Consider the following 19,566-nt stretch of genomic DNA (forward strand, 5'->3'; position numbering starts at 1 on the left):
GCCTCCAGAATGCCGCAATGATCGATGTGATCGGCACCGACGCAGGGGCACCGGCCTCGCTGCCCACGGCGCAGCAAGCCTTGATCCGAGCTGCCGATCGGATCGCCGCACCGCGTCGCCTCCATCCGGCGATTGAAACGTGGCTCGACCGCCCGGTGTCGTTCGTGGACAGCGACGATCCCCGCCATCTGGTGGAGGCTCTCCGCTCTCTGCCAGATCAAGACAACGTGGTGGTGCTGGCCAGCGGCGACCCGCTCTGGTTCGGCATTGGCCGCATCCTGACGGACCGCCTCGGACCGGAGCGGCTGCGCTTTCACCCCGCCCCCACCTCTCTGCAACTGGCCTTTGCCCGGATCGGTCGTCCCTGGCAGGACGCCCGCTGGGTGAGCCTGCATGGCCGCGATCCCGAACCGTTGGCCCGGGAACTGCAGAAGCGGCCCAGGGCCCTGGCGGTGCTCACCGATCCCGGGCGCGGCGGCGCCGACACCGTGCGCCGCTGCCTGCGCAGCAGCGGGTTGGAGGCCAGCTATCAACTCTGGCTTGGGGAAAACCTGGGCCATGCCGACGAACGGATGCGGCGGATCCCCGCTGATGCCCCGCTGCCGGAGCCACTGCAGCCCTTGCTGGTGGCACTGCTGATCGCCGATGAGCCCTCCGTTCCAAGCGGCCGAGCGCTGCCGTTGTTCGGCCTGGAGGATGGTTTGTATCTCCAGCACCCGGATCACCCCGGTCTGATGACCAAGCGGGAGGCACGCATCCAGTTGCTGGCGGATCTGGAGCTCCCGGATCAGGGGGTGCTCTGGGATCTCGGCGCCGGCACCGGCAGCATCGGCCTCGAGGCCCTTCGCTTGCGTCCCCAGCTCAAACTGCTGGCGGTGGAGCGCCGGGCCGGAGGGGCTGCGCTGATCCAGGCCAACGCCGCGCGGCTTGCGGTGAAGCCCAGTGCCGTGCTGGAAACGGATGCGCTGCAGCTGCTGGCGGGCGATCTGCCGGACGGCCTGGCCCAGCCGGATCGGGTGCTGCTGGGGGGCGGGGGCCCCAATCGAGAGGCGCTGCTCAGGGCCGTGCTGCAACGGATGCGGCCGTCAGGGGTCGTGGTGATTCCCCTGGCGACCGTTGAGGCCTTGGCCCCCTTGCGGCCGCTGCTGGAACAGGCAGGCCTGACGGTTCAGGTGAATCAATTGCAAGCCTGGCGTGGCCAACCCCTCAGCGATGGCACCCGCCTGGCACCGATGAACCCGATCCTGGCCCTAAAAGGTACGAAATCGTGAATATATTTAGTGGTTATTGTGACGATATCGTCTCAATCGTCACCGTGTCGCCGGGGCGAATCCCCAGGCGACGGGCCTCGCCAGCCCGCAACTCCACCACCCCGTCACTGTTTTCCTTGGGGCCATAGCTGGGGCAGGGCAGCTTCGGACAAACGGGAACATCATCCGCAATGGCCATCACCCGATTGTCCCGCAGAAAGAGCATGTCCAGCGGCGCCAGGGTGTTGAACATCCAGAAGCTCAGGGGCCTGGGGCGATCAAAGGGAAACCACATGCCCCGCAGTGGGGGCAAGGCCGGTCGCTGCATCAGACCGATCTGCTGCTGCAGCGGGGTGCGGGCCACCTCCAAAGCGATGCAACGTCGATCCTCGAGGCACCATCGGGCGGTGACGGGCAGCTGCTGTGGTGCCGGCAGATCCATGCTCACCCCTCCCCAGCCACGGGGCCGAGGCTGTAACCGCGACCGCGCACCGTCAACAACAACCGCGATTCCCCGCCGGCCTCCAGCTTCTGGCGCAGGTATCGCACGTACACCTCCACCACATTGCTGCTGGCCCCCTCGTCCTGCCAAACCTCGCGCAGCAGTTGCTCACGGCTGAACACCCGTCCCGGTGAGCGCATCAGCACCAACAGCAGGGCAAACTCGCGGGCCGTGAGGGCCACGGTGCGGCCGCCCCGGCGCACCTGACGGGTGGCGGGATCCAGGCTGAGATCCCCCAGCTCCATCAGAGTCGGCCGTTGACCCAGGCGGGTCTGCACGGTGCGGTGCAGACGCAACCGCAGCAGCAGATCGCTGGGGCCAACGGACGACAGCCAGAAGTCATCGGCCCCGGCACAGAGGCAGGCCGCCCGGGCATCGACACTGTCCTGCTCCAGGTCCAGAAGGATCGGCATGGCCCCGAAGCGCTGACGCAGGTCGCGCACCCTGGAGGCCTGATCAGCCGCGAGCACCGCAGCGAGTGGCTCCTCACCCATCTGCACCTGGCTCGATGCCACCCCGGCACTGAGCCAATCAATGGAGCTGTAGCCCGATGCCGCCAGCCTTGGAGCCAGGGCTACTGCTGAGGCTCCCACCAGGAGCAGTAGCGGCTCAGCGCTCATCCCTTGTCCGGCTTGGCGATGTGGGGCAGGCCCCAGCCCAGCTTGTTGCGCAACACCTGGAAGAATTCGTGGTCCACCAACCGCACGAAACGCACCGGGTGTTCACTGCGGCGGATCAGAACGCGGTCTTCAGGCCAGACATAGCAACCGGCACTGCCATCCACCACCATCATCAGCCGTTCCGGTGTCGCCGGGAACACGGTTACCGGTTCACGGTCGCTGAACACCAGGGCGCGGGAAGCCAGGGAATGGGGGGCGATCGGCGTCAGCTGCAGCACCGGACAATCCGGTGAAATCACAGGGCCACCGGCACTGAGGGCATAGGCGGTCGAGCCGGTGGGGGTGGAGAGAATTACTCCATCGGCGGCAATGTCCACCGGTGCATGACGGCCGATGGCGATCTCGAAATGGCACATGCTCGTGAGCGGCTCGCGGTGCAGAGCCATTTCGTTGAGGGACAGCGCCTCCCAGCGCCGCTGATCACCACGCATCACACTCACCACCAGGTTGCTGCGTTCCTCGATCGTCCATTGCTGGGTCAGCACCACCTCCAGAGCGCGATCCAGATCGCCGAGATAAGCCTCTGCCAGAAAACCGAGGTGACCGGTATTGATGGTGAGGATCGGAACCCCAACCGGTGCGGTCTGCCGCGCTGCCGACAGCACCGTGCCATCGCCCCCCAGCACGATCGCCAGGGCCATGCTGCTGTTGAACCCTTCTGGGACACAGGCGCTGTAGCCCAACAAACGCAGATGCTGATCCGGATTGGCGAAACCCACCATGCCGCCGGAACTGCTGGCGCGAACCACCTCGTGGCCAGCAACCTCCAGACGCTGCTGAATCGTGTCCGCGGTCTGAACCGCCAGCGACTTGCCGTCGTTCACGATCAGTCCGATCCGGGGCACTGACCGCTGTCGCTAAGGGCTTGATCAGCTTATGGGAGTCAGAACTGTTCGAGGAAGCGCAGATCGCTTGTGTAAAGACGGCGGATGTCGTCGATGCCATGGCGCACCATGCAGAACCGCTCCACTCCAAGGCCAGCGGCAAAACCGCTGTAGCGCTCGGGATCGAGGCCCAGCCCTTCCAGAACGGCGGGATCAACCATGCCGCAGCCCATCACCTCCAGCCAACGCCCCCGCCACTGCACATCCACCTCGGCTGAGGGCTCGGTAAAGGGGAAGTAACTGGCCCGGAAGCGAACCGGCAGGTCACCGAAGAACGCCTTGAGGAAGGCCATCACCGTGCCCCGCAGGTGGCTGAAATCGAGCCCTTCATCAATGGCCAGCACCTCCACCTGATGGAACACCGGCGAATGGGTGGCATCGACGGCATCGCGGCGATAGACCCGTCCGGGGGCGACGATGCGCACCGGCGGTGGGTTCTGTTCCAGATGGCGGATCTGCACCGGTGAGGTGTGGGTGCGCAGCAGCAGATCACCCTGCAGATAGAAGGTGTCCTGCATGTCCCGGGCCGGATGGTCCTCGGGAATGTTCAGGGCCGTGAAGTTGTAGTGGTCCTTCTCCACCTCGGGCCCTTCGGCAACGCTGTAGCCGAGGCCGAGGAACAGATCGACGATCTCCTCGGTGGTGGTGATCAAGGGGTGCCGGTGCCCCATGGGGGTACCAGAGGCAGGGGCCGTCACATCGATGCTCTCGCGGGCGATCCGCTCCGCCATCGCCGCCTGCTTCACCGCGGCAAGGCGTTCCGCCAGCAGGGTCTGCACCTGGGTCTTGAGCACGTTGGCCCGCTGACCCACCAGCGGGCGTTCATTGCCCGGCAGCTTGCCCATGGCCCCGAGCACTCCCGAGATCCGTCCCTTCTTGCCCAGCAGACCCACCCGCAGCTGCTCGAGGGCCGCGGCATCGGCGGCCTCGGAGATTTCGGCTGTGGCCTGCTGTTCGAGCGCATCCAGCTGATCGGTGAGCTGCTGCAGGGTGACCGGGGCGCTCACGGGCCTGTGGCGAAAGGCAGCCGACTGTAAGCAGCCAGCCCGCTTAGGTTCCCCCCACCCACCAGCCAAGCCATGCGGGTCCTGATCAGCAATGACGACGGCGTCTTCGCCGAAGGCATCCGTACCCTGGCGGCGGCGGCCGTCGCCCGCGGCCATGAGGTCACCGTGGTCTGCCCGGACCAGGAGCGCTCCGCCACAGGCCATGGCCTCACCCTGCAGACTCCCATCCGCGCGGAACGGGCCGATGAGTTGTTTGTCCCCGGCGTGACCGCCTGGGCCTGTTCCGGTACGCCGGCGGACTGCATGAAGTTGGCCCTGTTCGAACTGGTGAAGCAAAAACCCGATCTGGTGCTGTCCGGCATCAACCACGGCCCGAACCTGGGCACAGATGTGTTCTGCTCCGGCACCGTCGCCGCAGCGATGGAGGGAACCCTCGAGGGAATTCCTTCCATGGCGATCAGCAGCGCCTGTTTCCAGTGGCGTCAGTTCCAGGCCGGCGCTGAACTGGCGGTCGACGTCGCCGAACAGGCCCTGGCTGATCAATGGCCGGACAATCTGCTGCTCAACCTCAACATTCCCCCCTGCGACCGGGACGCCATGGGGCCGCTGCGCTGGACCCGCCTCTCGATCCGCCGTTACGACGAGCAGTTCAGTTCCCGAGTGGACCCCCGGGGTCGGGCCTACTACTGGCTGGCCGGGGAGGTGGTGAACGACCTGGAGTCCGCCGGTGAAGGTCCGCGGGACTGGCCCAGCGACGTGGCGCAGATCCACAACAACTGCCCATCGCTGACCCCGATCCAACCCGATCTGTTCTGGCGCGGATCCCTGAGTGGACTGCCGCAGCTGAAGCTGAAGGATCAGCTGGTGCGATAGGACTACTGTCACAAAGGCTATAACAGATGTTTGGGCAGTTTTTACTGACTGGACAACGACTGGACAAATCAAAGACAGATCGCGCGCGATGCACGCTCAGATCCGACAAATGCAACGCAAGAAGAAGGTTTTGAAGGCGCAGGGTGTGTACAGAACCCATTGCAGTCCCGTTCAGCCAATGGCTGGCGAGCAAGGCATGCAACTGGACTGGACAAAACCAGGGGTCAAGCCCAGCGCGGACCGCTAGAGGCCATTGCAAAGCCATACAGCCGCGTCTCTGCGCAGAACGGAGCAGGGGGTATGGGGGAGGTTTGCGGCCGTGCCTATGCGTAAAAGGGGTGCAGAAATTCCTGTCTGATTTCAAGGCATTTATCTGATGTCAATACAGGCGTCATCAACAGCGTCAACACTGACCTAGTGACTCACATCGTCCCCAAGGTCTGATTTAAGTGGATAGGGTCCTCGGACACTTAAGTCCACTTCTCTTGAACCGGTCCCCAAATTTCGCCTTCATTGGAGGCACTGTGATCATCGCGATCATGGTCATGACTGCCTTCGCCAATTTGGCAAACGCTGGCGGTTGCCCTTACAGCAAGTCAGCCGAAGCAACTACCCAGAAGATCGACGACACTCAGACCGAAAAGAAAGAGACCGAGGCTTGATCGCTTAGGACAAGCCACAAGCTGTCCCCGCCTAACTGGCACAGTGACTGTTGGGACTCTTATGATTAATTTGTGAGGAAAAACCTCGCGGGTTGGAAACAAGGACACAACCCCGTGAAGTTTCGAAGCCCCTGCCTTTGGCGGGGGTTTCTTTTTGACCTCATTTATCCACAGGGTCAGTGGATCAAAACTGTGTCTTTGGGTCACAACAGCCGCTTAGAGCACTATCCCTAGTGCTTCAGGGCACAAAAAAACCCGGTGTGACTCGCACAACGGGCTGGGTGATGGGGGAAACCTAAATATGGCCTAACCACCTAGTACTGACCAGCCCCACATATGGTGTCAACAAGCGCAGCTCAGATCTGCACCACACAATTGAGGAACCGTCCTGTTTTGGCACAAATGAGTCCAACGAGGTTAGTTTTGTCGAGTCCGGCCGGGTGATGGGGATCAGCCGAATGGATTAAAGACCTCGGGGATCTCTCCGGGGTTTCTTTTTGTCCGCCTCGTCGCCGATGTAGATCCAGGCAGCACCCTCCAGGGCCTAACGGCTCCAAGGGAGGGGGGCTACTGAGGCCGCGAGAAGAACGCTGTCCTTCCCGAGCGATACGACCATCTGCACAACCAAGTTCGCAGCGCTACTGAGCTTCTCGGCGAACGCACCAAGTCTTTTCAAGATTCCATTGCACAGAACAGTGTCTCCCACGATCGCTCTCGCAGGAGACAGGGGTTCTGCCAGCTTCGGATCGCTCTCCCGAGGCCGTCGCGTGTGGATGAACTCCACATGTCCGCACAGAGCAAATATGGAGCCAAGCAGCGTGTTTGGCAACACGTCTTTTGGTCATTTTTGGATTCCAGGAAACGTTAGTGAAGGCTTGTGAATCAGGTATAAGACAACACTGAAAGCTGGAAGTTCACCCTTTTACTTCAGCTCTGTGGTCTTAACCGTCGATCATGTTTGACGTTCCAGACTCAGCAGACTGCGCCTGGCTTGAGCGTCCTCTTGCTTTGCCTCTTCAGCTTCGGCGCGTAGAAAACGCTTTCTTTGAGCGGATTCATAGCCACTCAGGTCTGGCTGCTTCTCCTCGGCTGGTTTGGGCTTTGGCTTAAGAACTGGCTTGGGCTTATCCAAACCCATCAAAAGTGGGTGGATTCCTCTACGACTCATTTGTTTGATTTGTTACGCGGTTATCGCGACGTGATCTTCCCGACCCAATCGCATGAATAGATCATGTTGGATCAAAATTTTATTCGTGGTATTGATGAAGACATTTGAAGACAACTGTCGACGGCTTAGCGCCTAGGGCGGGGTTAATGGCTTCGCTGTGCTCTCTGGTGCTGGTCCACCACTTTTTTGGAGGATCTTGAACGCCTCGGATCTATCTGAGAGGCGTGTAACCCTTCTCTCGGTCATCTAGGTCGAGTCGGATAAGACTCTCCGCTCGCCGTAGCCACTTCTGTCTTGATGGACCTGGCGACCCAAGTCAAAACCCTCTAAAAAACATTTACAGGTTCGGTGTAGCAATGGCTCTTCCCAAGTGGGACACCATGACTGACGAGAGTCAGGCCATGGTCAAGAAGGTCGGCCTCATCGGTGGTGGAGGCCTCCTCCTGCTTGCCTTCAGCAAGATGCTTTTACCTCTGACCCTGCTCGGCGGAGGTGGCTACGTCGCCTGGCGTGCCCTCAACAAGAAGTAGGCGGCGTGGAAGACAGCACCAATAAGGCCAGACGAAGACTTCTCATCTGGGCCATCAGCATCAATGTCGTCGCTTGGGGCGGCTACTTCTATCTGACCAAGGTCATGGGATTCGACTACGAGCTGATGAGGCAGGCCAGGCTGGACGGTTAAGGAGCTAGAGCACGTCGGGCCTTAGCTGATTACCTGTTAAGGGGTTTGAGAGGAGATCAGCAGCTGCCAGGCCTTCTCCTTTGCTGGGGGTTGATTTCGGAAACGCCCCTGATGGATTCGAACCATCGACCGACTGCTTAGAAGGCAGACGCGCTGTCAGTAGTGCCAGTGCTTATGAGGCACTTTTTCATGCTTGCACGGAACATTTATCTCAGACCTGCCCGTAGTTCTCGGTAGTTGAACAAAGCCACCTGCCTGCACAAGCATGTGTGCACTTGTTTCCATAGTCCTGAGAGTCAATTGCACCAGCTGATTTCGGGCGTGGTTTGAGCAGGTGCCGCTGCGGGCTTGAGCAGACCCATCAAGCCGTCATACATTGGTACTCATGTACTGGTATTGAGTTATGGGTTCAGAGGGCTTCCTCCAAGATCCATCGTCCAAGGAAACCAAGCGTTTCCATCGGGACGAGAAGAGCTGGCTCAGAGACCCGAAGGTCTTTGTCGACACAGGGATACCGATACCGGGAGAACCACCACTCCTCAAGACAAGCGTGCACCTACGTAGGGACGCTGCAGAGCAGCTCTGGAAGGAGTTGCATCGCGTTGGCTGGCAGCAGGTGGAGCCTTGTTGGGGAGCTTCTGCTGAGCCGTAAAGCGAAGGGGGTATGGGGTCAATCAGCGTCTTGTATAAACGTAATGACTTCTCAGAAATATTTTTTAAAAATTGTTGAGAAAGCCAATACAATAAAATAGTAATAAAGATTCGACTCTGGAGTCAAAGCTCTAAAAACCATGGCTCAACTCTATCTAGTCGCTTTCAAAGAAAACAATAACGGCACCGAACCTGAAGAAAATTACGCACTGCGTGAGCTACTAGATGAGCACTGCAGCTACTGCATACCAGCAGGCAAGACCGAAGTATTCGGTCCTTAGACACCAAAGCAAAAGTTGGCTGAAATCTGCTGGCTCACTCAAGAGATCGAGTACTACAGCAACGATTACTGGGAACCAACTGATGCTGCGTCTCAGCTGACTGTGAAGTGGGGGTGCAGCAGGCGAACGAGTCTGCGTGACCTAGAAATCGCTCAGAGTGAACTAGCGAACGCCTTGGACTCGGTTGAGCTTCAGCAGATGGTGGGTTGGTTGGCAACGCAGTATCAACGCCTGGCGGCCAAGGCTGAACGCGATGGTCAGCACGCCTCAGCTGTTGGTGCGTTGAACGCATTGCGAGCAATGGTTGTGCAGCCACAACTGGATGCGCAGTTTGCTGCTCACTTCCGTGGACGCTTCACGCACCAAACGCACTGCAGGTAAACATCGGTTTAAAATAATAAGTCAATGGGATGAGGGAGTGGAGATTAAATCCTTTCTGATTATTGTTGGCGCGATAATCACTGTTGCATGTCCAGTAGCTAAAGCTGCTGAAGAAGATGACCAACAAAAGCAAGAACCAAAAATATATGAAAGATGTGTGCTGGCCGCTTCTGAAAAGAATACAAAGTGGACTCAGTACAGAGTCGACGTCAATAACTGCAGAGCTGAATTCGGTATACCAGATGAGTACTAATTTATTGGTTTCATTCGGTGAGTTGCCACGAAAAATATGACGCTAACTATTTTTTGCATGGAATTGATGTTTTTCCTCAGAGGGAATCCAGCCGGCATCTGCCAATGGATCACCTGAGCTTTGCTCTAGCTGCTCAAGATGATCAGTCGAAGGCAACATGGCCAAGCGCCACTCCAGCTCCTGCAGGTATTTTTTGCATTGGTCAGCGCGTTGTTGATCACCAACACTGGTGAAATATTCAATTCGAACTTTCTCCCAGAGAACTGCATACCCATAGTCGGACATGCTTCTGAGCCGTACTCGAGAGCCCATTGAGATAAATTAGTGGTTTTTGACCCTAGTTATCGGAGAACCGCTGCAAAATGCTTTTTGTCACAAAACATTTTCGTACTATCCGTACTGAGATTAAACAGAGCACTCCTGTAACAAACGATACTACGCAAAAAGACTGCACTGTCTGAAGCTAGCCACGATTATTCCAATTAGTTTCCAATGCTCATACGTGTAGTAGTTTGATGAGTATAGATACCTGTTGCTATTCAGCTATTTTAAGGGGCAGAACGTAAACAGCGATATCCAGCCAATGGCGAAGCGCCGTTTCTTAGACAACCGTCCGCTGACCGACGAGCAGGGACTGACTGCGCTGATCGTGATGGGCGTTGGCTTGACCACCGGAGCCATCTTTACGACTTGCTTTTTGGCACTGAGCTCGTCTCCTGCTGCGATGTGGCACGAGCTATGGCTCTCAGGGCAACTCAACTTTTGAGCGTCTGCAGCTATAGCTCAGAAGGCTGTCGTCGATTGATTAGTGGATGCTAAGGCGTGAGCACGAGAATGGCTGGTGCCCGGAGGTGGCTTGATGTGAGAAGGATGGTTGATCGACGCCAACGACTATTAGGTGTGGCGGTTCTAAAGGGATGAATCTGCTTGGGTCAGTAATCCAAAGGTTTTCGCCGACTGGCTCGCCTGTGCACTGCTCAGGGCATCATCAGCAGGGTTTGGTGGATAACCAGAAGCAATCCAACGTCTGCTGACCTGATTGGACGCCCAAAGAGCGATCAAGCACCAAAAAAGGGGCACCGAAACACCCCTGAATTCCGATTTGGGTCTGTTAATCCGTTACCAGGACCTCGCTACTTCTAACCAGATCCACAAAACGGAGCGTATGACTGGAGTTTAGAGATACAGACAATCCAGAACAACGTGGTTATGGTCCTGAAAACACCATCCCCTGCATCCACGAGGCAAAGTCATATGTAAGAGAAAATCAAACTTGAATACCAGGCAGACATCCTCTTCTATAAATGTGCCTCTGTTGGGGAGGACTGGGAGGAAGAGTGATCTTTGAAACATTTTCTTTTTGCTATGGATGATATGATCGTTATCATTTAATCGATTATGTCGTTTCTGACTTCTGTTCGGACAATAGTGAAGGAGGGCGAGGTCGAAAAGTATGTCGAGGCAGTTCGCGCGTGGGAAGCACCTACAGATATGAATGGGTATTTTGCCCAAACAGGTGAACGATCCTTTGTCTTCACGGGGGTCTTCAAGGAAAAGGAGTCTCTTGTGGCGGCAAGACCTCAGATGATTGCTCATCTGGATTCTGTAAGAGACCTTCTTGAAGAGATCTCTGCTGATCTTGGTGTTACGGATCCTGTTTCCGGTCCAGTACTTGTCGAAAAACTGAACTGGTGCACCTGAATCAGTGCAACGTCGTTATGCCTTGGGAAAGAGAAGATTGGGAATGAACGGAAAACTACTGGTCATCGGAATTGTCTTCTTCTTCCTTCTCATCTTTATGTATGAGTCTTGGATGATGCGAGGTCTTCCTCACTGATTAGACCTTCACCCTTTAATTACTTGTCAGTGCATATTAAAAACAAGTGGATTAGGTCTGCTCTATTCGCATCATCAGGTCTGATGCTTGCGATTGGCATCACCAAAACGGGAGACCAGGCAAGTGCCCTGATAGTGATAACCGGAGGATTAATATCTCTCGCCGCCCTAGTGAGTCGAGTTCCCGATCAAGAGCAAGAATGAAAAACGTCTTGGTCGCCATTCCCTTACTCTTGATTGCTAGTCCTTCGATGACGAGACCTCTAGCCCCCGATTCGTGTGCTTCTTACGCACAATCATTTCACAGCGTTGTGGATCAGATCAAAAGATTTAATGGCATGGCATTGACTTACCCAGGAGTCGAGGCAGAGCGCAATCGATTAAGATTTTATAACCAGATGAATAAGAAATTAGCACCCTTAATATCTTGTCTAGAAGATCACGAAAGCGAGATTTTGAAATATTACCAACAGGTTAAAGGCATGACAGATACTCAGATCAATAGTTTTCAATGAAAATAGATGACGATCTTTTTCAAGCACGGCAACCAGATTATGCCGCTGTGAATATCAATCCCTCCCAATAGGTATCACTAGGAACCATTCTTCATTATTTCTTTAGTAAAAGTCCTTTCGTAGTGGGGACTTTTATGGTTTTCAACCTCTTAGGTTCGATGCCCCAAAACCTACGTCCATGTCCCCCACTGACCTCTCATCGCTCAAGTGGGGCGACGACGGCGAATTGTCTTCTCAAGACACCTGGAACCTGGTCAACCGACTCACCAAGGTGGAGGATGAGACCAAGGCATCAAACCTGCTGCACCTCTCCTCAAAGCACTCTCATGGGGAGCACCGCAAGAAGCGGAGCACTCTGGAGTTTGCGCTTCCAACAGTGGCCGGTTGTTGAGGAGCCGGTCCCGCCTTAATCACAAACAGGCGACAGATGAACCGCGACTACATCGACTGGCTTACTTCAATGCTAAATAACCGTGGTGTCTGGGATCGGCAGATCAACGTCTGGATGTCGGGCTATGCGCCGCTACCCGAAGAGATCGACTTACAGCACTGCAAGGAAATGCAGCAGCGGTGTGTGGTGCGGGACTGCCCTGACGGCGTGCTGGGAATGTTATGGCGGTGCCAGGAACCCAAAGGTTCCAACGTTGTTTCAGGTGGCTGACGTCGATACCGGCACCATCAACTGGATCAACGCTGACCTGGTGACCCACATCTGTCCAAGGGTCTGATCGACACCGCTATTGGGGTAACCAGCACGACATCGCTTTTGCGCTTGTCAGGCCAAGGTCGCGGGGAATTTAAGTGCTCTCTTATGGCCCGCTTCTTGATCCATTGGTGCGCTCCAGATCCCACCAACGAGAAGTACACGCAGGCGATCGTTGACTACATCAAAGGCGGAAAGCCTATGGATGAGTACGCGGGCTTCAAGGTGTTGGCACGTCAGATCCACCCTCACCTCGGTGGTGGCTGTCTTTTGGTAGAGGCCGACAACCTCGTAACAGTCCAGAAACACACTTACCCCTGGACCAAGGGTCTCGGCGTTACCGCGACGATTACTCCTGGTCTCAGCGATGAGGAGTATGTCGAGCTTGAAGAGAGCATGAGCAGCTGACCTCGTGACTCACATTTGTCCGAGGGTCTGACAGCCCCTTCTATCGGCTGGGCTGACTCTCTGCAGCCTTACCGAAGCAATGATGTGGGGCGGCGGAACCGCGAGGAGAACGCTGTTCTCCCCGAGCGATGCGGTGTCTGCATTCACAAGCTCGTACTGATGTAGAGCTGTGCATCAAATGCACTAACTCTTTTCAGGTTTATGGCACAGAACGTTGTCTCCCGCGATCGCTCACGTAGGAGACAGGGGTTCTGCCAGCTCTCGGATCGCTCTTCCGAGGCCGTCGCGTGTGGATGAACTCCCCATGTCCGCGCAAAGCAAATATGGAGCCGATCCGCGTGTTCGGCAACAGTCTTTTGGTCATTTTTTGATTCCAGAAAATCTCCCATGAAGCCCTATGAATCTGGTATGGGAGGACACAGACAACAGGACGCTCATCCTGCAAGTCACCCTTCACGACTGACTTCTCATAAGGTCTGATGATTTGGGTTATCAGCTGTGCCCAGCCGACAAGCCTAAATCACCATGGGCGTTCCACCCTCGATTTGTTCCATGACTGATCTGTTGGCACGGATCTGATCCTGGTGTTTCTTGTCGATCACGCCCTGGCTTGAGACGAAAAATTAGGCACCGGTTTGATTTTCGGAACTTGCAAGTTCCATCTGCAATATCTCTATTTTTCGCAAAATAGGTCCACAATGCTCGCAGGCGTAAGGATCTGGAGGTAGAAATACATCTCGATAGAGCATCGATCGGTAGATCTCGATCTGCTCAATTAGGAAATTGCAATAGGAACTCACAACACACTCCTAATCGTACTAAGCGTAATGCCGAGAAGGTCTGGCAAAACGCAGTTCACGTTCCTCCATCTGACGCTGAATACTCATCAGACGGTGATAAGCCGACTTACAACGTGGGCATTCACAAGGAATGCCACATTCTTCAAGCTGACGAAAGGCAATCATTGCTTGCTTATGCTCTTGAAGCGAATATTCAGCCACCGCAAGTAAGGCGGAGAACAAATGAATAATGCACAAAAGCTGCAAATTTTTCTGTACCAGACAGCCAATGTCCTGAATTCAACAATTCAAACTGTGTGCTTTGTCACACAGCGATCACGTCGGGCGGACCAACCAAGGCTCATGGGTCTGGACCTCGTCCATCCAATGTATGCAACCGCTTCCGTTCCAACCGCAGGTAGCGCTTGCGTTGAGCTGAGCAGAGCGCATCGGCCTCCTCCAGGTCGACGTGCCAGCCAGCGGCTGGTCGATGGTCGGCTTCCTCATGCGTCATGAACCTCCACTGGCATCGGCACGCGCCCCCTGCTGGCTGATGATGGCTTCTTCTTAATCTGTTGCGAGTCCTAAACTATTGGTTTTTAAAAAGTTGTGCCGAGTACAGGCCGCATTAGAGGTATAGCCGCTACCCGATGAGATCGACTTAGAGCACTGCGAAGAGATGCAGCAGCGGTGGGTGGTGCGGGACTGCCCTGACGGCGTGCTGGGAAGGTTCAGGCGCTGGGTTAGTCGTTAGGTCTGGAGCGGGGAACACTTCTGGCAGTCACGTCTGACCCATGCCTCAAAATACCGCATTGTACTGTTCCTCTAGGAGGGGTAATATCAAGAAATAGTGACATTGATTGACTCGGCGTAAGTCAATTCTAATATTTTGTATGTTGCAAATTATCAATGAAACAGATTAAGCCAATTGAGCTAATTATGTCTCAAGTCGAAATTGACGATATGAAGTCTGTTGTCGGCAGCGACTTAATCCTGAACATATATATATCACCAGGAGGAGAGCCTCACACAGCATGGGATGATAGAGCGCAAGAGGACGTGAAAACTATAACTAAAAAGCCGGCTGAATGGCAATATAAAGTAATGCGTGAAGCCATGGAGAGAGTCAACAGGGAATTTGATATTACCCTTAACGAGGTGGAATATGAACAGCTTTCAGACACACAAATAAAGCTAACGACCGTTCCTAATGCGGATGCCGTTAATGGCTGGTGGATTCGTCCCTGGGACGGCATTACTGATATTTATTTATCAATGACATATCAATCCGGCCTGGACGGTACTAAATATCAAGATGCCCATGACAATCCCGATAATTACACGCATGACGAATGGGAAAAATCCGAGTGAAAAAAGATTTTTATTCATGAACTTGGCCATTTGCTTAGCCTCGAACATCCTTGGGACAAAGATGATGGAGACTGGGCAGTTGATGGACCAGACGATATGACTGAATACACATTAATGGGATATGAAAGTTTAGATGCCAGCGGTAAAACGATGGATTGGTTCCAGGATGTAGATCAGCGCTCTTTGAGACACATATGGGATGCATCAACAGTTACTCCAGAACCAACTCCTGCTCCGGTTCCAACACCTACTCCAGAACCTGAACCTGAGCCCAACCCAGAAGCTAAGCCGGAACCTTATGACGGCATCATTGAATCGGTTAGTGGCAAAGGCAAGTTAAAAGGAACGAAGGTTGCAGATGCCTTCACTTTCGATTCATTTGAAGCATTCACAAAGCAATCTGCTGACAATATCATTGGATTTAATGCGTCGCAAGGCGACACAATTGCCGTCAGTTCCATTGCTTTCCCTGGATTGAAAGGTGTCTCCGATATCAGCTTTGCATCGACTAGGAGTAAGAAGGAATTCAAGCAAATGTCCAAGGAGGATTACGACTTTGTATATTTTGCGAAGAAAGGTCGCCTCTACTTCGATGGAAATGGCGCAGAGAAGAACTGGGGAAACAGTGATGAAGGCGGTCTTGTGGCAATCCTGAAGGGAAAGCCTGAGCTAACTGTTGAAGACATCACACTGCTGGCTTGATAAACCCTTAATTTAGAACTTGTGGCTTCGTCAATTATGGCGGGGTTTTTTGGTATTTCTAATGGAGATGCGTGGGTCGTTCGTATCTTGAGCGCGGAGAAATACCTTTACTGAAATCTTCACACCTTCCTAGTGAGTTGTCGGCCCACTTCTTGAACTCTTCTACTTCTCGTTTGTAGGAGTCGGACATTGGTTCATTCATTTCTTTGAATCCTTTGTTTTTGTATCAATGAGGTCTAGCAATGAAGGTAGACCAGATTTTTTTTGTTTCTTACTGGCTTCTGCTTGAGCAAGTACTATTAGTTGGCGAAGTGCCTCTAAATGGGGTTCAGAAGTATAATTGTTGGTCATTATTTTGTGATTGTGAAATGTATTGGTCTTTTACGGCACGTTGGTTAGATGACGTCTGCCATTACGTCGTGAACATTTCATAGGTGCAAAAGGTTAGGGCTGGGGAAGACCAACCAACCAGCCCTAGAGCCTGCACTAAGTCAAAATATCGCTATCCCATCAGGGACGGCTTTTTTATGCCGGTATAGCTTTTAACGACTTCAATACCATTGGTCTGGATTGGCTTAAGCGTCAAACCCTTCTGCAGGGTGTACTGTTGATTCAACGATATGAAAAGACAAAAAACACTTGCCTAGATCTTGAATTTGTAGATGACCTACCACCTGGACAAATTTATATTGTAGTTCGTGGTCATGCGTAAGATCTGATAAGTTGCCTTCTAATTTAGGAGCAAGCAGTGACTCAAACTTTATTTGGGTTCCATAGATAATCCTATCTGTAAGGGTCGAAGTCGCCGCTGACTCAAGAGTCAGAAATGATTGAGGCTTTGAATACTTATGCTCTTGTTTTAACTGCTCAATCCTGTCTTCTAATGTATAGAACTCATAAGAATCATATGGTGTAAGGTAAAGCTCATATTTAGGTGCTTCATCTCCCCATTTCCAATGTGGCTCAAACACATTGGCGTTCATTACATAGCCTTGAATCCTAGTGAGTGTCTTCATTTTAGTTGGTCTATTTAGGTTTGATTGGAAGCCACCATTTCCTGTGATTCTGTTTGATCAATCAATGATGGGTGTAGCAAGTCCGTTGGCATACCAACATTGTGGAAGTGCCTAAAGGCAAAGACGCCAAGTACATAGAGTTCATTTCTCAGATCTCTATCACTAAAACCGTATTTTTCCATAGTCGCTATCGAACAACACTTGCTGTTGTTCCAGTTGTAGTCTTTTGGTGTTAAGCCTTGGTTTGATGCCATAGGTGAATACTTGGTTTAAGTAGTGGATACAAGGGTTCAACGTATGTAGAAACATGATGAATATGATGTCCATTCATCGGACATCGCTTTCATCTAGTTTCACCTGCGGTTGAACCCTATTAGTTGTTAGTAAATCAATTCGACAATCCAATCGCTTCGCTCTTGGTGTCTCATTGACTTCTCGCTTCGCTCGAAGACAGGAAATGATTGTCTTTTAAGGAGTTTTTCCCCCTGTTTGTGTCTGGTTAAACAATCTCATTATCAAAACCCATTGCGATGACAGGGATTGTGTCAACAAGTGGTATCGATTGTGTCAGGCGACCTTATGAGGCTGAGTTCTGGTCAGAACATTTTGGCTTTCCGAACAGTTCGTCATATCGTTTTTGACGCTCCTCTTCTCGGTCCTTCAATTTTGTCATCTTCTGTTCCATCAATGCACAGAACTCTTCCGTTTCTGCCTCATCCCAATATTCAATCGGTATGCCTTTGGCATGTATGAACTCGTAACCGACATCTAAAAACTTAGATGGCTGCTCATATGGTTTGTAATACTTAGACGTGCGTTGTTCTAATGGGAGTTCTTCATTGCGTAGATATTCCTCTCTGGCAAGTTTCTTCTGTTCTCTTTGTTCTGGTGTTAATGGCTTGTAATTCAGGCAAAGAGACTGGAATATCTGACTCATTGAACGCTCTGTTGCAGTGCTATGGCAATGAATCTTGTTCCAAGCAGTGCTTGTGATATCCATAGTCAATCTTTTTTCAGCCTTCCCACTTCGGTATTGAATCCTCTTGATAATCGGCTCTACATATAGGACGTTCCACTTATAACGATCAATTGCTTCTGGACTTCTCAACTCCGCATAGCCTGCACTGAGAATTCCAGGCAAGGATTTCAAGATCATCCTGCTTGCCATTTCCCACTTATGTATTTCAGCATTACTTGCCATTTGTTGAAGCCGTTCAGCTGCTTCGTTTGATATGTAGAAAGATATTTGCTTTCTGGTGACTATTACCCCATTGGGTTTACCATCTTTTGCGACCTTTCTGAAGTCACGACTGCCATCTTTTCTTCGTTTTCGGTTGTATTTTTGGTGTTTGGTGAGTTTTTTAGGCATTGGTATAGGTAATGAATTTTTCTGTGTGACTTTTTTGCGCGTCAACAGCGCTTTCTGATCATTGCAAGCCGAGCAGCTAATGTGCCTCTAATCGCGAGCGGAGAGCCGCTGCAGGATGCTTTGGTGATTGTGAATATGGGATTCATCGTTCTCTCCATTTGAGGCGGGTTGTGGGCGATCCTGAGCGGAGCTGGTCAAAACAGTTCGATCACTTTCTTTTGAACTTTCTTCCTTCCGATCGGGAGCTTCGTCAGATCTCTACTCTTTCTAAGGACATCAAGTCTGCTGTAGTGCTTCATCAAGATCTTCGGGTCGTGTCCCGTCATCATTGAAAGAACAGCGATCGGAGTGTCTTGCATCAACTTGTCATCTACGAAAGATGACCGGAGTGAATACAGTGTGTATGGCTTGTACGAAGCCCAGTGTCCTTGCAGCTCTAGGTTCCTCATCGCAAAAGCCCAGCAACGGCTGTACTGGGTGTAGTCAAACGGACGACACTCGTTGTAGAAGTTTCCAAATACGTGAGCATTCTTGTTCCATATCTTTGAAACCGAAGATGAGAAATGACGCTCCGCGTACTCCTTCTGGTACTGAAACCATTCAGCCAGTTGAGTCCCACAGTTCGCAGGAACCTGCCTTGGCTCACCTGTCTTGGTCTTTCTGACGCTGATCTCAGCCACAAGATGCTCCCTATTGTCTGAGCTGCTCCGGGGACCCATAGAGATGATGTCCACGTCACTCCACCTCAGGCTCTGTAACTCCTTAGGTCTCAGCCCAGAGTTTTTACCCGTCATCACGAACGCATAAAAACACCTCCTCCAGTACGGCGATCGGTGATTGTTGACGCGATCTGACTCGCGGATGAACACCTCTCTGATCCAGGTGTGAATCTTGCGCCAATCCTCCGGACTGATCGGAGGGTTTGCCATCAGGTCCTCAGCTCTGACTCGGACAGACGGCACGAGTTTGAGGGCTGCGACATCAGGCTTGATCTGACGCTGCTTCTTGCACCAGTTGAGCCAGTTGGTGATGACCGTGGTTTCGTTCCGCTGATTGACCTTGGTGGTCTCCTTGCGGAACAGCACGTAGTCGTCAAAGGTCGTCTCAGTGATCTCCTGCGTGTAGGCCACGCCCTTCCACTTCAAGTAGGCAGAGACGTGTCGGAGCTTGAACTCCTTGGAACTGAGAGAAAGCTTGGAAATGATCTCGGCATCAACTCTCCGCCTCTCCTCTGACAGGAAGGCATCAATCGAGGCATCAACGGTTGCCTTTTTGGTGCGACGAGTTGGCTTGACCTGTACCTGACCGCTCGTGATGAGCTGCTGAGTGGTCCTCATCTCAGACCAGACGTTCATTGCCATCGCAACGGCGTCGGCTTCAGAGAGGGCTTCCTTCAGTCGCCTCTGTCGATAGCCACCTGAACCGTCAGGTTCTCGGTAGTACCAAGCCGATTCATCACGTGAATAGGTGATGACCTCAGCTCTCCCATCAAGGACCTTTCGGCGCTCTGCAATCTTCGGCATCAGTCGGCAGTAGCAGTCAAGTCTTAGAGAACTAGACTGGTCAAATAACTGGTCCAGCTCCTACAAAGGT

Annotated in this window: 24 protein-coding genes, 1 tRNA gene and 1 pseudogene; 16 read left to right on the forward strand and 10 right to left on the reverse strand. The window is 53.2% G+C overall.

The window, feature by feature from the left end:
- Positions 1 to 17 precede the first annotated feature (17 nt).
- A complete protein-coding gene (gene cbiE, locus SynA1528_RS07885) occupies positions 18 to 1,271 on the forward strand; it encodes a precorrin-6y C5,15-methyltransferase (decarboxylating) subunit CbiE (protein WP_186588350.1) in 1,254 nt (417 codons plus the stop codon).
- Positions 1,272 to 1,284: 13 nt separating this feature from the next.
- Here the strand turns inward: cbiE and SynA1528_RS07890 are convergent, their stop codons facing one another.
- From SynA1528_RS07890 to pheS, 4 genes are read right to left on the reverse strand one after another with little or no spacing between them, the layout of a single operon-like run.
- The gene (locus SynA1528_RS07890; protein WP_186586293.1) at positions 1,285 to 1,692 is read right to left on the reverse strand and encodes a DUF192 domain-containing protein; all 408 of its coding nucleotides are present in this window, start codon (positions 1,690 to 1,692) and stop codon (positions 1,285 to 1,287) included.
- A 2-nt stretch (positions 1,693 to 1,694) separates the two neighbouring features.
- Positions 1,695 to 2,372, reverse strand: a complete 678-nt coding sequence (locus tag SynA1528_RS07895) for a winged helix-turn-helix domain-containing protein (protein WP_186586294.1) — start codon at positions 2,370 to 2,372, stop codon at positions 1,695 to 1,697.
- On the reverse strand, positions 2,369 to 3,277 hold the full coding sequence (locus SynA1528_RS07900) for an NAD(+) kinase (protein WP_186586295.1): 909 nt from the start codon (positions 3,275 to 3,277) through the stop codon (positions 2,369 to 2,371). The genes SynA1528_RS07895 and SynA1528_RS07900 overlap by 4 nt, the downstream gene beginning before the upstream one ends.
- Before the next feature lie 38 nt (positions 3,278 to 3,315).
- Entirely contained in the window at positions 3,316 to 4,323 is a 1,008-nt protein-coding gene (gene pheS / locus SynA1528_RS07905) for a phenylalanine--tRNA ligase subunit alpha (protein WP_186586296.1), read from the reverse strand.
- A 72-nt stretch (positions 4,324 to 4,395) separates the two neighbouring features.
- Between pheS and surE the strand changes: the two genes are divergently transcribed.
- From surE to SynA1528_RS07920, 4 genes are all read left to right on the forward strand, one after another.
- On the forward strand, positions 4,396 to 5,196 hold the full coding sequence (gene surE / locus SynA1528_RS07910) for a 5'/3'-nucleotidase SurE (protein ID WP_186586297.1): 801 nt from the start codon (positions 4,396 to 4,398) through the stop codon (positions 5,194 to 5,196).
- Positions 5,197 to 5,681: 485 nt separating this feature from the next.
- Positions 5,682 to 5,858 (forward strand): hypothetical protein, encoded by a 177-nt coding sequence (locus tag SynA1528_RS13160; protein WP_222930179.1) that lies wholly within the window; start codon positions 5,682 to 5,684, stop codon positions 5,856 to 5,858.
- Between the two features lie 1,548 nt (positions 5,859 to 7,406).
- Positions 7,407 to 7,556: a hypothetical protein gene (locus SynA1528_RS07915; RefSeq protein WP_186588536.1), complete on the forward strand. Its 150-nt coding sequence runs from the start codon at positions 7,407 to 7,409 to the stop codon at positions 7,554 to 7,556.
- A gap of 5 nt (positions 7,557 to 7,561) precedes the next feature.
- Positions 7,562 to 7,708: a hypothetical protein gene (locus SynA1528_RS07920; RefSeq protein ID WP_186586298.1), complete on the forward strand. Its 147-nt coding sequence runs from the start codon at positions 7,562 to 7,564 to the stop codon at positions 7,706 to 7,708.
- Positions 7,709 to 7,810: 102 nt separating this feature from the next.
- On the opposite strand, the gene SynA1528_RS07925 is transcribed toward SynA1528_RS07920, so the two are convergent.
- Positions 7,811 to 7,890 (reverse strand) — tRNA-Arg (locus SynA1528_RS07925).
- Positions 7,891 to 8,111: 221 nt separating this feature from the next.
- On the opposite strand from SynA1528_RS07925, the gene SynA1528_RS07930 reads away from it, so the two are divergent.
- The 3 genes from SynA1528_RS07930 to SynA1528_RS07940 all read left to right on the forward strand — a co-directional run bounded on the left by SynA1528_RS07930 (position 8,112) and on the right by SynA1528_RS07940 (position 9,274).
- Positions 8,112 to 8,360, forward strand: a complete 249-nt coding sequence (locus SynA1528_RS07930) for a DUF1651 domain-containing protein (protein ID WP_186586299.1) — start codon at positions 8,112 to 8,114, stop codon at positions 8,358 to 8,360.
- Positions 8,361 to 8,499: 139 nt separating this feature from the next.
- Positions 8,500 to 8,640, forward strand: a complete 141-nt coding sequence (locus SynA1528_RS07935; RefSeq protein WP_186586300.1) for a hypothetical protein — start codon at positions 8,500 to 8,502, stop codon at positions 8,638 to 8,640.
- 346 nt (positions 8,641 to 8,986) lie between these two features.
- A complete protein-coding gene (locus SynA1528_RS07940) occupies positions 8,987 to 9,274 on the forward strand; it encodes a hypothetical protein (RefSeq protein ID WP_186586301.1) in 288 nt (95 codons plus the stop codon).
- A 42-nt stretch (positions 9,275 to 9,316) separates the two neighbouring features.
- Here the strand turns inward: SynA1528_RS07940 and SynA1528_RS07945 are convergent, their stop codons facing one another.
- Positions 9,317 to 9,559 (reverse strand): hypothetical protein, encoded by a 243-nt coding sequence (locus tag SynA1528_RS07945; protein ID WP_186586302.1) that lies wholly within the window; start codon positions 9,557 to 9,559, stop codon positions 9,317 to 9,319.
- Between the two features lie 247 nt (positions 9,560 to 9,806).
- Between SynA1528_RS07945 and SynA1528_RS07950 the strand changes: the two genes are divergently transcribed.
- The 6 genes and pseudogenes from SynA1528_RS07950 (at position 9,807) to SynA1528_RS07970 (ending at position 12,736) form a co-directional block, all read left to right on the forward strand.
- Positions 9,807 to 10,040, forward strand: coding sequence for a hypothetical protein (locus tag SynA1528_RS07950; protein ID WP_286187778.1), 234 nt, complete (start codon positions 9,807 to 9,809; stop codon positions 10,038 to 10,040).
- Between the two features lie 662 nt (positions 10,041 to 10,702).
- Positions 10,703 to 10,975: a hypothetical protein gene (locus SynA1528_RS07955; protein WP_286187779.1), complete on the forward strand. Its 273-nt coding sequence runs from the start codon at positions 10,703 to 10,705 to the stop codon at positions 10,973 to 10,975.
- Between the two features lie 828 nt (positions 10,976 to 11,803).
- On the forward strand, positions 11,804 to 12,016 hold the full coding sequence (locus SynA1528_RS07960; protein ID WP_186586303.1) for a DUF8633 family putative protein: 213 nt from the start codon (positions 11,804 to 11,806) through the stop codon (positions 12,014 to 12,016).
- Positions 12,017 to 12,052: 36 nt separating this feature from the next.
- Positions 12,053 to 12,286, forward strand: coding sequence for a hypothetical protein (locus SynA1528_RS13270; RefSeq protein ID WP_286187968.1), 234 nt, complete (start codon positions 12,053 to 12,055; stop codon positions 12,284 to 12,286).
- Positions 12,240 to 12,353: pseudogene (locus tag SynA1528_RS13275) on the forward strand (DUF3104 domain-containing protein); the annotation flags it as partial. The gene SynA1528_RS13270 and the pseudogene SynA1528_RS13275, both read left to right, overlap by 47 nt.
- An 83-nt stretch (positions 12,354 to 12,436) precedes the next feature.
- The gene (locus tag SynA1528_RS07970; protein ID WP_186586305.1) at positions 12,437 to 12,736 is read left to right on the forward strand and encodes a DUF3303 domain-containing protein; all 300 of its coding nucleotides are present in this window, start codon (positions 12,437 to 12,439) and stop codon (positions 12,734 to 12,736) included.
- Between the two features lie 1,140 nt (positions 12,737 to 13,876).
- Here SynA1528_RS07970 and SynA1528_RS07975 read toward each other — a convergent pair.
- The gene (locus SynA1528_RS07975) at positions 13,877 to 14,029 is read right to left on the reverse strand and encodes a hypothetical protein (RefSeq protein ID WP_186586306.1); all 153 of its coding nucleotides are present in this window, start codon (positions 14,027 to 14,029) and stop codon (positions 13,877 to 13,879) included.
- Positions 14,030 to 14,424: 395 nt separating this feature from the next.
- Here SynA1528_RS07975 and SynA1528_RS07980 point away from each other — a divergent pair, with 395 nt between their 5' ends.
- Together SynA1528_RS07980 and SynA1528_RS07985 are read left to right on the forward strand one after the other, a co-directional pair.
- The gene (locus SynA1528_RS07980) at positions 14,425 to 14,886 is read left to right on the forward strand and encodes a hypothetical protein (protein WP_186586307.1); all 462 of its coding nucleotides are present in this window, start codon (positions 14,425 to 14,427) and stop codon (positions 14,884 to 14,886) included.
- 30 nt (positions 14,887 to 14,916) lie between these two features.
- Positions 14,917 to 15,588 (forward strand): zinc metalloprotease, encoded by a 672-nt coding sequence (locus SynA1528_RS07985; RefSeq protein WP_186586308.1) that lies wholly within the window; start codon positions 14,917 to 14,919, stop codon positions 15,586 to 15,588.
- 575 nt (positions 15,589 to 16,163) lie between these two features.
- On the opposite strand, the gene SynA1528_RS07990 is transcribed toward SynA1528_RS07985, so the two are convergent.
- The 3 genes from SynA1528_RS07990 to SynA1528_RS08000 form a co-directional block, all read right to left on the reverse strand.
- A complete protein-coding gene (locus SynA1528_RS07990) occupies positions 16,164 to 16,604 on the reverse strand; it encodes a hypothetical protein (RefSeq protein WP_186586309.1) in 441 nt (146 codons plus the stop codon).
- A gap of 577 nt (positions 16,605 to 17,181) precedes the next feature.
- Positions 17,182 to 18,018 (reverse strand): hypothetical protein, encoded by an 837-nt coding sequence (locus SynA1528_RS07995; protein WP_186586310.1) that lies wholly within the window; start codon positions 18,016 to 18,018, stop codon positions 17,182 to 17,184.
- Between the two features lie 149 nt (positions 18,019 to 18,167).
- Positions 18,168 to 19,496, reverse strand: a complete 1,329-nt coding sequence (locus SynA1528_RS08000; RefSeq protein WP_186586311.1) for a tyrosine-type recombinase/integrase — start codon at positions 19,494 to 19,496, stop codon at positions 18,168 to 18,170.
- Between the last annotated feature and the right edge of the window lie 70 nt (positions 19,497 to 19,566).

Origin of the sequence: Synechococcus sp. A15-28 (genome assembly GCF_014280175.1) — a bacterium.
Classification (GTDB): domain Bacteria; phylum Cyanobacteriota; class Cyanobacteriia; order PCC-6307; family Cyanobiaceae; genus Parasynechococcus.